Origin of the sequence: Streptomyces sp. NPDC020807, assembly GCF_040641575.1 — a bacterium.
In the GTDB taxonomy this organism is placed as follows: Bacteria; Actinomycetota; Actinomycetes; order Streptomycetales; family Streptomycetaceae; genus Streptomyces.
In genome coordinates, this window is record NZ_JBFADU010000018.1 from 1 (window position 1) to 13,401 (window position 13,401).

The following is a 13,401-nucleotide window of genomic DNA, read 5'->3' on the forward strand; positions in this document are numbered from 1 at the left end:
GCCGTGCCTACCGCGGGTCCGGGCCCGTCGCCACCGGGCGGGTGGGGTCCGAGGACCATTCCGACCAGGAGCCGGCGTAGAGGGCTGCCGGGATGCCGGCGAGGGTCAGGGCCAGGACCTCGTGGGCGCCGGAGACGCCCGAGCCGCAGTACACGGCCACCGGTGCGGCGTCGGTCGCGCCGAGGGCGGTGAAGCGGGCGCGGAGGGCTTCCGCCGGGAGGAAGCGGCCGTCCGCGTCGACGTTCTCCGTCGTGGGGGCCGAGACCGCGCCGGGGATGTGCCCGCCCACCCGGTCGATCGGCTCCACGTCACCCCGGTAGCGCTCGCCCGCGCGGGCGTCCAGGAGGAGCCCGGTCCGGGCCAGCTCCGCCGCCGCGTCGGCGTCGAGGAGGCCGAGGGCCCCCGGCTCCGGTCGGAAGTCGCCCGGCTCGGGCTCGGGGGTCTTCTCGGAGAGCTCGCCCGTCCAGGCGGCGAGGCCGCCGTCCAGGACCCGCACGTCCGGGTGGCCCGCCCAGCGCAGCAGCCACCAGGCGCGGGCCGCGCCCCAGCCGAGGCCGCCGTCGTAGACGACGACCGGCCGGTCCGCCGAGACGCCCGCACGGCGCATCGCCGCGCCGAAGGCCGCCACGTCGGGCAGCGGGTGGCGTCCACCGGTCCCGGGCGGGCCCGCGAGCTCCTCGTCCAGGTCGACGTAGACGGCTCCGGGGATGTGGCCGGCCTCGTACAGCGGCCGTCCGGGAGGGCCTGCGAGCGTCCACCGGACGTCCAGGACGACGGGCGGCCGGTCGCCCGCCGACTCGCTGAGGAGTTCGCTTGCGGAGATGATGGGCTTCATGGGTGCCATCCTCGCGCAGCCGGCGCGGTCGCGGGGGTACGGACCGGTGCCTCACTCCCGAGTGAGCCGCGGGAGCCGCGAGAACCGCGAGAACGCGCCACTGCCAAGGAGCGTGTAGACGATGACCGAGGCCACTCGGCGCACACCCGGCACACCCTGCTGGGTGAGTCTGATGGTGCACGGACTCGAACCGACGCGGGAGTTCTACAACGCCCTCTTCGACTGGGACTTCGTCCCCGGTCCCCAGCAGCTCGGCCCGTACGTGCGTGCCCTGCTCGACGGCCGCGAGGTGGCCGGCATCGGCCAGCTGCCGCCGGACCGGAACCTGCCCATCGCCTGGACCACCTACCTGGCCACCGACGACGCCGACGAGACGGCCGAGACCATCCGCTGCTGCGGCGGCACCGTCGCGGTGGGCCCGCTCGACGCGGGCGAGGCGGGGCGGCTCGTCATCTGCTCCGACCCGTCCGGCGCGGTCTTCGGCGTCTGGGAGGCGGAGGCCCACCACGGCACGGCGACCGCGGGACCGCCGGGGACCCCCGTGTGGAACGAGCTCCTCACGTACGAGACCTCCTCGGTCGGCAAGTTCTACCGGTCGGTCTTCGGTTACGAGGTGGAGCCCGTCGTCTCCGCCGACCTCGACTACGCCACGCTCCACCTCGGCGGGCGCCCGGTCGCCTCGCTGCACGGCGTCGGCAACGAGCTGCCCCGGGACCGGGGCGCGCACTGGATGACGTACTTCGAGGTCGCCGACACCGACCGGGCGGCCCTGCTCGTCGCCGAGCTCGGCGGCCAGGTGCTCCGGCCGCCCCGGGAGGGCACGGCCGGGCGGCTCGCCCTGGTGGCGGATCCGGAGGGGGCGGTGTTCACCCTGGTCAGGTCCACCGGCCGGTAGTCCGTCTCCGTTCCCGCTCAGTTCCCGCTCAGTTCCTGCGGGCCCTCGCCAGCGTGCGGAGGAAGCGGGGGGCGGGCGCGGGCGCCGCTGTCACCGGGTCGGGGACGGGCTCGTGCCGGGGTTCCGGCTCCGGCGCCGGTTCCGGGTCCGGCAGGCCCGGCAGGTCCAGCTGCCTGAGCCGCAGGGGCGTGAAGTGGTGCGCGATGCCCGGGTCCGTGACGTGTTCCGCGAGGAAGAGCGCGGCCTCCTCGCGGAGTCCCGGGTGGCTCTTGTGCCGCATGCAGTAGCCGACCGCCCGGACGAGCGGCGCGAGCGAGGCGGGGGCCGCGCCGGGGACGGCCGGTTCCCGGCCCTCCTCCAGGTCGGCGACGAGGTGGTCGACGACGGTGAGCGGGATGCGGTTGCTGTTCTCGAAGGGGGTGAGCCGTTCGAGGACCTCGACCGTGCCGACGCGGGCGATCGGGATGCCGTAGTAGACGGCGGCGGTGAGCATCGCCGTGGAGAAGCAGCCGACGACCAGCCGCGGCCGGCAGCGCTCGTAGAAGGTCTCGGCGAGCAGCGGGCCGTCCAGGACCGTGAGCCGTACGCCGAGCGCCTCGGCCTCCTCGTCCAGCGCCTCGAAGTAGCGCACGGGCGCGGTCGGGTGCGGCTTGAAGACGATCGAGCGGTGTCCCGCACCGGCGGCCCCCCGGAGCATCCGGAGGTGCAGCTCCTCTTCCTCCTCGGCGGTGAGCAGGCCCAGCGCGGCCAGGTACTGGCCGAGGAGGAGCGCCGTGGGGCCGGCGGCGGCCGCCCGCGCGAGGGGGGAGTCCTGGGTCTCCGCAGCCCGCGCGGCCTCGGCGATCTCGGCGAGCACGGCGCGGAAGGCGTCGTCGGGTACGAGTTCGGGCTCGACCCCGTACTCGCTGAGGAGCAGCGGGCGCAGGCCCGGCACCAGATCGAGGTGGAGCACCCGGCGGATGCGGATGCCGATCGACTGGGCGAGGTCGGAGCGGGTCGGTCCGTAGCTCATGAGCCCGTCCGCGTACACGTGGACCGTGCTCTCGGGGAGGACCGCGCAGAGCGCCTTGGCCGGGTTGACCTGGATGGACTCGACGACCAGCTCGACGCGGGCGGTGCCGAGGCCCCAGGCGGTCCGCAGCACGCGCTGCCAGAGCGGGGTCTCCTCGGGGCGGGGCGCCCAGGTGGCCGGGTGGTACGGGTGGATCGTCTCGTTCCAGTCGAGGACGCCGTCGAAGCGGGTGGCGATCCGGTCGTACCCGGTCATGGACCGCAGGCGCAGCGAGGTCTCGGGGATCTCGGCGTTGTGCGAGATCAGGAGGAGCCTGCGGGCCTCGTCGCGGGGGCCGAACTGTCCGGCGTCGAGCGCGGCGGCGAGGGTGGCGGCGCCGTAGAGGGTGGAGACCTGGAAGATCTGGACCCGGGGGCGGTCGGGTGCCGTGGCCGAGGCGGAGGTGACGGGGCCCGTGACCGTGGCGGGGTGGGTGTCGGGGGCCATGGTTCAGGCGGTCCTTCCGGTGTCGCGCAGGCCCCGGAGGAGGGTGCTGCGCGGGACGTCCATGGTGGCGAGGGTCTCGTCGAGAACCTCCTGCGGCATGCGGAGCAGCGCGTCGGCGACGTCGGCGCGGAGCTGCGCGGCGACCTCCGGCTCGTACTTCTTCGCCTTGCCCATGTGGAAGGCGATCATCGCGCAGTAGGTGCGGACCGCCTTCGGGAGGAAGCGGTCGGCCTCGGGGTCCCGGGAGACGTCGTCGAGCAGCAGGTCGTACGAGGAGAGGAAGTCGAGCTGCCGGTTGTCGGAGATCTGGGTGAGCGAGGTGGTGACGCCGCGGCGGTAGAAGACGCCGTGCAGGGAAAGCGCGGCGAAGGTGCGCGCCTTCAGGTGGAGGCGCCAGATCCAGAGACGGTCCTCGGCGGTGCGGAGGGAGGTCTCGAATCGCGATTCCCCGTTTTCGAAGAGCTTTCCGCTGTAGATTCCGAAGGGGACGAAGGGGTAGTCGACCATCGTCACCATGCTGGCCGGGGAGATGCCGTCCCGGGGGTCCATCACGGCGTCGCGGACCCGGGCGGGGGCGTACTTGACCTGCCGCTTGCGGCCCTCGGCGAGGACGTGGTCGGTGCGGGCGAAGTCGCAGCCGAGCTCGGAGATCCCGGTGACGGCGGCCCTGAGGTGGCCGGGGGCGTACCAGTCGTCGCCGTCGAGGAAGGTGAGGTACTCGCCGCGCGCCGCGTCGATGCCGGTGTTGCGCGCCTGGGCGACGCCGAGGTTGGTCTCGTGCCGGATGACGGTGGCGTTCGGCAGCCGGTCGCGCCAGTGGTCGAGGATTTCCGGGGTGTCGTCCGTCGAGCAGTCGTCGACCAGGAGGAATTCGAATTCCGGGTCCGCGTTGTTCGCGAGACTGCGCAGGGTGTCGGGCGCGTAGGGCCCGACATTGTGGAACGGGACGACGACGGACAGTTTTGGCACTCGGAATCCCCACACTGAATCGAACAATTAAACGCCGCTACGGCGGGCAGAGTAGTCGCCCGTTTTTCCGCGTGAACGATCCGCGGGTGCACTCCGGGTGAACTCTTGTCGTCCCCGGCGGAAACCCGCGTATCCGACCAGGGTCAGGGCGAGGAGCGCGGCTCCTCCGACGGCCGCTCCGAGACGGAGGCCCGGGGGCCGGAACGCGCAACGGACCTCGGTGTCGCGGCCGTTGAGCGGGACGGCGACGAGTCCCTGGTAGGCGGCGGCGGGTGCGAGGGGCGCGTCGCCCGCGGCGCAGCGCCATCCGGAGATGCGGGGGACGGCGAGGACGGCCAGGCCCGCGCTGCCCGGGGGCAGTTGGGCCGTGAGCGTGTGGCCGCCGGTCTCGACGCGGGTGGCGCCGGTGGCGGTGAGCCGCTGCACGGCGGAGTCCAGCCGTTCCTCCACGAGGCAGCCGACGGGCTGTCGGGGCAGCCTGATCCGGGTCTCGGCCGTCAGGTCGATCCGGACCTCGCCGGTGGCGGGGACGTGACCGAGGCTCCGCATCGGTGCGCTGACGGCGGGCGGGCGGCCGTCGAAGTCGACGAAGCCGTAGCCCGCGAGGGTCGCCGAGCCCTTGAAGTCCGGCGCCCAGAACCAGACTTCGGAGCCCGCGGGGCAGCGGGCGGCGAGGGTGGCGCCCGCCGTGGTGGTGCGGCGGGCCGCCGGCGGCAGCTCGTACACCGAGGCGCCGAGCAGGAGTTCCTGCCGGACGAAGGCGGAGTCCCGGGGCCTCGGATCGCGCTCCGCGCGGGGGCGGACGGTCACGAGGGGCGGGACGGGGGTCGTGGTGGCGGTGACCGCGGCCCGGGGCGGGGCGTCCTTCCGTACGTATTCGGTGGGTTCGGAGCGCAGACGGGTGCCGACGGAGAAGAGGGCGTCGGTCACGGGGTTGTCGAGGGTGACCGGGTGGCGGCCCTTCGCGTAGTAGCCGAAGCCGAGGGAGGTGAGGGTCGACGCGGTCACCTTGGCGGTGAGGCTGCTGTAGTACTCGGCGCCCTGGCCGCCGACGAGCAGGGGCTCGTTGCCGCCGGGCAGCTCACCGGGGTCCGTCCGGTGGCGCGGCCACGCGTCGGCGCGCGCGACCTCGCGGGCCGCGTCGGCGTGCCACGGGCCGATCCGCGGGGACCAGGCGACGTCGTCGCGCTGCCGCTCCTCGATCCGCTTCGCCGTCACGACGGTCTCGCCGGTTTGGGCGGCGACGAAGAGGATGACGGCGAGGGCGGGAAGCAGGCGGGAGCCGTACCGGGAGGATCGGGGCGTGGATCGCGGCGTGGATCGCGGTGCGGATCGCGGCGTGGCCCGTACGGCGAGGAACGCGGCGGCGAGGGTCAGTCCGGCCGCGGTCAGGAACGCCGGGAAGGTCCACGCGTCGGTCTCGGGACTTCCCCGGCCCACCCACGCCCCCGACGCGAGCAGCGCGCCGGCGGCGAGGAGCGCGCCCGGCCGGGGCACGCCCCGGGCGACGGAGAGCCAGGCGGCCATCAGCAGGAGGCCGCAGAGCACGAAGCTCTGGCGGTACGGGATGCCGTTCGGCGAGGCGCCCGCGTGCCAGAGCAGATGGGTGGGCTCCCACTGGAGCGAGAGCGTGACCAGCACGATCGCGGCCGTCCACCCGATCCGTACGCGCGCGGCGACGGCCCGGTTGAAGGGGAGGGTCAGGGCGAGGGCGAGGGCGGGCGTGCCGATGAAGAGGGCGGGGCTGTCGGTGCTCGCGGTGGCCGGCAGGAAGCGGGCGACGAGGTCCGTCCAGGGCGCGCGGGCGAAGGCGGTCTCCGGGGTCGGGTCGGCGGTCCTGGTGCCGAGGAAGACGACGGTGACGAGCGGTGCGGCGAGGCCGATGCCGATGAGGACGGAGCGGGCGGCGCGGAGCGCTCCGGCGATCCGGTGCCGTGCGGGCGCGGCCTCCTCCGTCGCGAGGAGGCGGACGGCGAGGAAGACGGCGGCGCCGAGGGTGGCCATGTAGGCGGTGTAGAAGTTCGCGGTCCAGGCCAGGGCCACGACGAGGGGGCCGAGGACCGGGCGGCGGGCGGTACGGGCCCACTCCCCCACGAGGCAGAGGAGCGGGAACGCGACGAGGCCGTCGAGCCACATCGGGACGGTCGCGCCGAAGTTGAGGGTCCAGCCGCAGAGCGCGTACGCACTGCCGAGCACGGCGGCGAGCGGCCGGGGGCCGGGCCGCAGCCTGAGCAGGAGGAGCGCGGCGGCGGCTCCGGCGGCGGCGGTCTTGGCGACGGTGACGACGTAGAGGGCGAGCTCGATCCGGTCCGCGGGGAAGAGGACGACGAGCAGGTCGAAGGGGCTGCTCAGGTACGTGCCGATGTCGCCGAGGAAGTTGGCGCCGAAGCCGGAGTTCCAGTTGAGGAAGGCGTCGCCGTGGGTGTCACCGAGGAGGAAGGCGCGCCAGTAGGCGTGGAAGGGCAGGTACTGCTGGCCGAGGTCGACGATGTTCCTCGTGACGGGCCCGAAGGGGTACGTGCGGGAGAGCGCCGTCGCGAGGCAGAGCAGCGCGGAGGTGAGGACGGCGGCGGCGAGGGGCGCGACCACGGCCGGGTTCCGGGCCCGGGAGGCCGGGCGGCTTCCGGAATCGCCCCCCGCCTCCTCGCCGTCGACGTCGTCGAGCACGGTCTCGGCGGCGGGGGGCACACGTCCTCCAGAAATGCGTGGGACAGAAGGGAGGGCCCGTTTCCCGTCCTGCGATGTCGTGCGATGCCATGCGCTGTCGGGTGGTGTCGGGTGATGTCGTACGACGACCGCCGGGCCGACCGCCATTACCGCCGAGGCGGGCGACCCGGAGGCGTTCTCCAGGCGGTTTTCCGGTACATCCCGGGTGAACTCCCGGTGCCGCCAACGCGGTTTGCGCTGATCAGGGGGTGGGGACCAGCGCCACGAGCTCGTCGACCGTGCGCGCGACCGTGCCGAAGAGGTCGGAGACCGTCGTCAGGCTCGCGGCCTGGAGGGCCTCCGAGGGGACGACGTTGCCGTCGGGCGCCCTGAGGGAGCGGGTGGCGGTGGCCTCGGCGACCACGGTCGGGCGGTAGCCGAGGTTGAAGGCGCCCTGTGCGGTGAAGAGGACGCACATGTGGGTCATGAACCCGGCGATGACCAGCGAGCCGCCCTCGGCGCCGAGCCCCTTGAGGACTTCCTTCAGGTCCGTGGCGTGGAAGGCGTTGGGGAACCCCTTGACGACGACCTTCTCGCCCTCGACCGGGGCCACTTCGGCGCTGATGGCGCCGATCTCGGCGCGGATGTCGTACGGGGTGCCCTCGCCGCCGTCGTTCATGACGTGCACGACGGGCGCTCCGGCGGCGCGGGCGGCGGCGAGGAGGCGGGCGCCGGCGGCGAGGGCCTCCTCGGCGCCGTCGAGCTCCATGACGCCGGTCCGGTAGGTGTTCTGGAAGTCGATCAGGAGCAGGACCGACTCGCTCAGGCGGGGCAGTCCCTGGGGCAGGCCGCTGAGGTCGCGCAGGGTGGTGGACGCGGTCATGACGGTTCCTCTCGATGGTCGGCGGAGGGTCCGGGGACCCCCGGGTGATTCACACGCTAACACGATCCGTAATCATCGATAACGAGATGCTGTGAGCGCTGTTATCGTGGGGACCATGTCGACGGCACGAGAGCGCATCCTGGAAGCCACCGAGGAACTGCTCGCGACGAAGGACGCCCTGGCGATCTCGACCCGGGCCATCTGCGACCTCGCCAAGGTCGGCATGCCGGAGATCTACCGGCAGTTCGGCGACAAGCAGGGCCTGCTCACGGCGGTCGCCGACATCGGTTTCGCGCGCTTCCTCGAGGCCAAGCGGCGCAACCCCCTCACCGAGGACCCCGTGGCGGACCTGGCCACGGCCTGGGACAGCCACGTCGCCTTCGCGCTCCGCAACCCGTACCTCTACCGCCTGATGGTCACGCCCACCGGCGACGCGAAGCCGCGGGCGATCGTCGAGGCACAGGCGATCCTCCTGGCGGCGGTGGAGCGCTGCCGCGACGCCGGGCGGCTGCGCATGGCGCCCGAGCTCGCCGGGCAGGCGATCCTCTCCGCCAACGTGGGCGTCTGCATGATGGCGCTGTCGTTCCCGGAGCTCTTCGGGGACGCCGGGATCTCGCGGGCGGTACGGGACGCGGTGATCGGCAAGGCCACGGGCGACGAGCGGGAGGACGGCAGGATCGGTACGGCGACGGTCCTGGCGCAGACACTGCTCGGCACGCTCACGGGGACGACGGCGGTCGACGCGGAGGCGCTGGCCGGGCTGACGGGGACCGCGAGCCCGGAGGCGTGACGCTCCCGCGGGGCCGCCCGGAGGCGTGACGCTTCCGCGGGGCCGCCCGCCCGGCCGCCACGCCCTCGGAGCCGCCGCCCGCCCGGAGCCGTCACGCCCGTCGGGGCCGCCCGACCCCCGCCCGCCCGGAGCCTTCACGCCCGTCGGGACCGCCGCGCGCTCGGAGCCGCAACGCCCCGGCCGTGGCCCTCTCCGACTTGACGTCCGAAATCCGCCAGCACGGGCGCGGGGCGGAGAGCAGGGTGATCGAGGGCGGCGACCTTCCCTCGCACGCGCCGCCCACCGGCAAGAAAGGCGGTGGGCCCATGACGGTCCGACCAGCGGGCGATCCGCAGGAGACAGCCCTCGCGTACTACGTGGCCGACCGGCGCACCCCGGCCGAGCGGGTCGGCTCGGCCGACTGGCAGCGGCTCGGCGACGAGCTCGACCTCCACGGCTGTGCGCTGACCCCTCCCCTGCTCACGCCGGAGCAGTGCCGATCGATCAGCGAGCTGTACGAGGACGCCGGACTCTTCCGTTCCACCGTCGACATGGCCCGCCACCGCTTCGGCTCCGGCCAGTACCGGTACTTCGGCCGCCCCTACCCCGAGCTCGTCGCCGAGCTGCGCGAGGCGCTCTACCCACGGCTGCTGCCCGTGGCGCGGGAGTGGGCCGAGCGGCTGCGCCGGCCCGCACCCTGGCCGGACACGCTGGAGGAGTGGACGGCCATGTGCCACGCGGCCGGCCAGAACCGGTCCACGGCGATCCTGCTCCGCTACCGCGAGGGCGACTGGAACGCGCTCCACCGGGACCTGTACGGGGACCTCGTCTTCCCGCTCCAGGTGGTCATCGGCCTCGACGAGCCGGGCGTCGACTACACGGGCGGCGAGTTCCTCCTCGTCGAGCAGCGGCCGCGGGCGCAGTCCCGGGGCACGACGGTCACCCTGGCGCAGGGTCACGGACTCGTGTTCACGACCCGGGACCGGCCGGTGCGTTCGGTGCGGGGCTGGTCGCAGGGGCCGGTGCGGCACGGCGTCAGTACGGTGAGGTCCGGGCTGCGGCACGCGCTCGGCCTGGTCTTCCACGATGCCGAGTGAGCGGCGGGGCGGAGCCTCCGGGGAGATCCCGCTGGACGCTGCTGGGCCGGGACGGCCTGCCGTACCGCAGCGCGACGCCGGGGACGCTGGGCGGATACCGCCGCGGCCGGACCCGCATCTACGGGCTCCTGGACTGCCGTTCGGCGCTGCGGGCCATCGCGGCCGGCGGATACGTCCGGCACCGGGTGTTCTTCCCGGACGAGGGCGTGGCCGTGGCGGCGGGGTTCCGGCCGTGCGCCGTCTGCCTGCCGGAGCCGTACGCGCGGTGGAAGAACGGAACCGCGGCGGGCGGCACCGGCGGTGAGGGCGCGGGCGGGGCCGACCTGCGGGAACCAGATGTTGGCGAACCGTTTACTCCCGATCGTCCGGATGGCCGGGGCGTCAACCGGAGGAACGAGGCGTTACCCAAGGGATCCACCCCGCCACGGATCGTGACCGGGGCGTGAGTTCCCGCCCCGTCTCACCTGGCGAGATCTCGCCGCCTCGTGCGCCTGTAAGTCATGCGCATGACAGCACTCCGTGATCGCCACGCCGCGCGGACGGCCGGAACCACCCATTCACCGTCACGCAAGGTGAAAAGCGGAATCCGGGCGGGAGAAGGTCCCAATTGCGCCACCGTTCGCAAACCGTCCGGTACGTGCAATTCCATGCCGCCTACAGACACCAATGAGAAAGCCCACGTCCACCCATCAGTGCGCCACGCAGAACCCTTGTCCAGTGATCGGCCGTGTGATCTACTCTGGCTTCGAAACGGGGGTAGCGCGGAAAAGCAAAGGTTTCTCGAGTCTTCTCGGGCTTCCTTTTCCGCGTCTTTGCATGGTGAGCGAATCACTCGCTACACATCTATTCGCGCCACTGGATTCCTAAATGAGGGAAGGCCGTGCAAAGCAAGATTGCAGACCAGTCGGAGCCTGTCGGCACCGTAAACAAATTCGATGACATCCTCCCTGTCGGCACCGCGCCGCTCGACATGAACAGGCTGCTGCTCGCCTCCCTTCGGGCGAGCGCGGCGGAAGTCGCCCGGATGTCGACCGCGATCGGCGAGACCGTCGCCGCCGTGACCGAGCACTCTCCCTCGGCCGGGCGCCTCGCGGGCTCCCTGGCCCAGAACCTCGTACCGCGCTGGCACTTCGCGATGCTCAACGACATCGAGCGGAACGAAGCCCTGGCCACCGCGATCGAGCGCCAGGTCAAACCCGGCGACCACGTCCTCGACATCGGCGCCGGCACCGGGCTGCTCGCCATGCTCGCCGCCCGCGCCGGGGCCGCCCGGGTCATCAGCTGCGAGGCCAACCCGGTCATGGCGGAGATCGCCACCCAGGTCGTCGCCTCGCACGGGCTGTCCGACGTCATCCAGGTCGTCCCGCGCATGTCGTCGGACCTGGTCGTCGGGCGCGACCTGGAACGGCCGGCCGACGTGATCGTCTCCGAGATCGTCGACTGCGGCCTGATCGGCGAGGGCATCATGCCCACGATGCGGCACGCCCGCGCCCATCTGCTCGCCCCCGGCGGCGTACTGATGCCGCCGTCGGCACGGGTCTACGGCACGCTCGTGCAGAGTCCCGTGATCGCCAACCTCAACCGCGCCGACCGGGCCGCGGGCTTCGACATCGGCCTGATCAACGCGATGTCCACGGTCGGCCACTTCCCGGTCCGCCTGCACACCTGGCCCCACACGACGCTCTCCGCCACCACGGAACTCGTCGCGTACGACTTCGTCGACGGCTCACTCGACGACGGCGGCACGAAGGTGGACCTGCCGGTGACCGCGGACGGCACCGCCCACGGGATCGCCGCCTGGTTCGAGATGGACCTGGGCGCCGGCGTGACCCTGCGCAACGCGCCGGACAACGTCAGCTCGCACTGGATGCAGGCGTTCATCCCGTTCGACACGCCGATCCCGGTCGTCGAGGGCCAGGACCTCGCGCTCGAACTGCGCTGGCAGGACGGCCGGTTCACGGTCGCCTGACAACGCCCCGCACCACCGCAATTCCGCACGACTCGAAATGCCGCACATCTCGAAAAAGGTGAGGAATGAGCCACGCCCTTCCGGCCCACAAGCCGTTCGAGCTGACCCCGGAGCAGCTCAAGGAATACGTCGTCCAGTACGCGACGAATCCCATTTACCTCGACAACGAGGAATGGGAGAACGACGACAACCCGTACCACCGGCAACTGCGGCCGCAGGTCCTCCCCTATCTCGATTTCAGCCGCGTCCTTCCGCGCAAGGAAATCCTGCATTACGAGGGACTCGCCGCGCAGCGCATTCTCACCAGCATCTACGAAGCCGACCTGATGTTCCTCCCCAAGGGCGGCCTCAAGGAGAAGTGGAACGACTTCAAGGCGTACTACAACCCGAGCAACCGTGTGCTCGGTGAGATCATCCGGCCGTCCCTGGAGAAGTTCGCCTTCGGCTTCCTCGACGAGGAGGTCGAGGTCTCCGGTCAGTGGACCAAGGCCGACCTGGAGACGTACCTGCGGGCGCTCCAGGACAAGGACCTCACGCAGCCCTCGCTCTCCGAGACCGCGATCAAGAAGTCGGCGGACCCGGTCCGCGCCGCGAAGATGTGGCTCATCCAGTTCGCGCCGGACTTCCTCTCGGAAGCCTCGCCGATGCTGCGCAACGTCCTCGGCTACTACGGTGCCGCGCAGTCCGAGTGGTTCAAGATCATCATCGACGAGTACGGCTACGGCGTCCACGACACCAAGCACAGCCACCTCTTCGAGCGGACCATGGAGTCCGTCGGCCTGCGCACGGACGTTCACCACTACTGGCAGTACTACCTGAACAGCAGCCTCATGGTGAACAACTACTTCCACTACCTGGGGAAGAACCACGAGCTGTTCTTCCGCTACATCGGGGCGCTCTACTACACGGAGACCGCTCTGGTGGACTGGTGCCGCCGCGCCGCCGACCTGCTCACCGAGGTCTTCGGCCCCGACGTCGACGTCGAGTACTTCACCGAGCACGTCGGCATAGACCTGCACCACGGCAAGATGGCGCTGGAGAAGCTCATCCTCCCGCTGGTGGAGGAGCACGGCGAGGTGATCATCCCCGAGATCGTGCGCGGCTACGAGGAGTTCCAGCTCATCTCGGACATCGCCGACCGCGACTTCGCGACGCAGATCGCGTGGATGGACGACGGCCCGAAGAACAAGGAGCTGCACGCCCCCGTCTGGGACGCCATCTCCAGCGGCCGCGTCACGGCCCCGGTCGCGAACATCGTGGAGCCGTACCGCGAGCTGTCCAACACCCACTGCCACGACGGCGACGAGCTGTGCCACATCGTCTCCGGAACCATGAAGTTCGTCGCCGGCTTCGAGTCGTACCAGATCCTGGAGGCGGGCGAGGGCACGGTCATCGAGCGCAACCGGCTGCACGGCGCGATCATCGATTCCGAGGAGTGCGTCTACGAGATCCACTCCGTGGGGGACTACCGCGCATGCCTGTAGTCACCTTCGCGGTCGAGGGCCGCGACAACTGCGTCGTCCTCGGTGACGACAGCTACGTCTACGCCCGCACCGAGCACGGCTCGTTCGTGCTCGCGACCAAGTGCCCGCACCGGGGAGGCCCGCTCAACCTGGCCTCGTTCGAGGAGGGCGGGCGCGGCAACCGGCTCGTCTGCCCCTGGCACGAGCGCGCCACCTCGGTCACCAAGGCGATCCGGGCGGGGATCCCGGCCGTGCGCCACGGCGACCGGGTGACGGCCGTCCTGCCGGAGCCCGGGCAGGGCTCGTACGAGCTCCAGCACCGGCCGCTCTCCCCCGCGCTGCGCGCAGACGTCTGACGCACCACCGGCCGGCGGGCC

General features: G+C 72.0%; 12 protein-coding genes. 7 read left to right on the forward strand and 5 right to left on the reverse strand.

Going from position 1 to position 13,401, the window contains the following annotated elements:
- Nucleotides 1-7: 7 nt before the first annotated feature.
- Nucleotides 8-835 carry a sulfurtransferase gene (locus tag AB0G79_RS23680; protein WP_360809565.1) on the reverse strand — a complete coding sequence of 276 codons (828 nt, stop codon included), beginning with the start codon at nucleotides 833-835 and terminating at the stop codon, nucleotides 8-10.
- A 121-nt stretch (nucleotides 836-956) separates the two neighbouring features.
- Between AB0G79_RS23680 and AB0G79_RS23685 the strand changes: the two genes are divergently transcribed.
- Nucleotides 957-1,730: a VOC family protein gene (locus AB0G79_RS23685; protein WP_360809567.1), complete on the forward strand. Its 774-nt coding sequence runs from the start codon at nucleotides 957-959 to the stop codon at nucleotides 1,728-1,730.
- 28 nt (nucleotides 1,731-1,758) lie between these two features.
- On the opposite strand, the gene AB0G79_RS23690 is transcribed toward AB0G79_RS23685, so the two are convergent.
- The 4 genes from AB0G79_RS23690 to AB0G79_RS23705 all read right to left on the reverse strand — a co-directional run bounded on the left by AB0G79_RS23690 (nucleotide 1,759) and on the right by AB0G79_RS23705 (nucleotide 7,726).
- Nucleotides 1,759-3,228, reverse strand: coding sequence for a polysialyltransferase family glycosyltransferase (locus AB0G79_RS23690; protein WP_360809569.1), 1,470 nt, complete (start codon nucleotides 3,226-3,228; stop codon nucleotides 1,759-1,761).
- Nucleotides 3,229-3,231: 3 nt separating this feature from the next.
- Complete coding sequence (locus tag AB0G79_RS23695; RefSeq protein ID WP_360809571.1) at nucleotides 3,232-4,197, reverse strand: glycosyltransferase family 2 protein; 966 nt, start codon at nucleotides 4,195-4,197, stop codon at nucleotides 3,232-3,234.
- Between the two features lie 27 nt (nucleotides 4,198-4,224).
- The gene (locus AB0G79_RS23700) at nucleotides 4,225-6,885 is read right to left on the reverse strand and encodes a YfhO family protein (RefSeq protein ID WP_360809573.1); all 2,661 of its coding nucleotides are present in this window, start codon (nucleotides 6,883-6,885) and stop codon (nucleotides 4,225-4,227) included.
- Nucleotides 6,886-7,105: 220 nt separating this feature from the next.
- The gene (locus AB0G79_RS23705) at nucleotides 7,106-7,726 is read right to left on the reverse strand and encodes an isochorismatase family protein (RefSeq protein ID WP_360809575.1); all 621 of its coding nucleotides are present in this window, start codon (nucleotides 7,724-7,726) and stop codon (nucleotides 7,106-7,108) included.
- A gap of 115 nt (nucleotides 7,727-7,841) precedes the next feature.
- Here AB0G79_RS23705 and AB0G79_RS23710 point away from each other — a divergent pair, with 115 nt between their 5' ends.
- The 6 genes from AB0G79_RS23710 to AB0G79_RS23735 all read left to right on the forward strand — a co-directional run bounded on the left by AB0G79_RS23710 (nucleotide 7,842) and on the right by AB0G79_RS23735 (nucleotide 13,380).
- Entirely contained in the window at nucleotides 7,842-8,516 is a 675-nt protein-coding gene (locus AB0G79_RS23710; RefSeq protein WP_360809577.1) for a TetR/AcrR family transcriptional regulator, read from the forward strand.
- Between the two features lie 305 nt (nucleotides 8,517-8,821).
- A complete protein-coding gene (locus AB0G79_RS23715) occupies nucleotides 8,822-9,592 on the forward strand; it encodes a 2OG-Fe(II) oxygenase (RefSeq protein WP_360809579.1) in 771 nt (256 codons plus the stop codon).
- Nucleotides 9,589-10,038 carry a hypothetical protein gene (locus AB0G79_RS23720; protein ID WP_360809581.1) on the forward strand — a complete coding sequence of 150 codons (450 nt, stop codon included), beginning with the start codon at nucleotides 9,589-9,591 and terminating at the stop codon, nucleotides 10,036-10,038. Before AB0G79_RS23715 ends, AB0G79_RS23720 begins: the two co-directional genes overlap by 4 nt.
- Before the next feature lie 524 nt (nucleotides 10,039-10,562).
- Nucleotides 10,563-11,561, forward strand: coding sequence for a 50S ribosomal protein L11 methyltransferase (locus AB0G79_RS23725; protein ID WP_360809583.1), 999 nt, complete (start codon nucleotides 10,563-10,565; stop codon nucleotides 11,559-11,561).
- A 65-nt stretch (nucleotides 11,562-11,626) separates the two neighbouring features.
- Entirely contained in the window at nucleotides 11,627-13,045 is a 1,419-nt protein-coding gene (locus AB0G79_RS23730) for an iron-containing redox enzyme family protein (protein ID WP_360809585.1), read from the forward strand.
- The gene (locus AB0G79_RS23735; RefSeq protein ID WP_360809587.1) at nucleotides 13,036-13,380 is read left to right on the forward strand and encodes a Rieske 2Fe-2S domain-containing protein; all 345 of its coding nucleotides are present in this window, start codon (nucleotides 13,036-13,038) and stop codon (nucleotides 13,378-13,380) included. Before AB0G79_RS23730 ends, AB0G79_RS23735 begins: the two co-directional genes overlap by 10 nt.
- Nucleotides 13,381-13,401 lie beyond the last annotated feature (21 nt).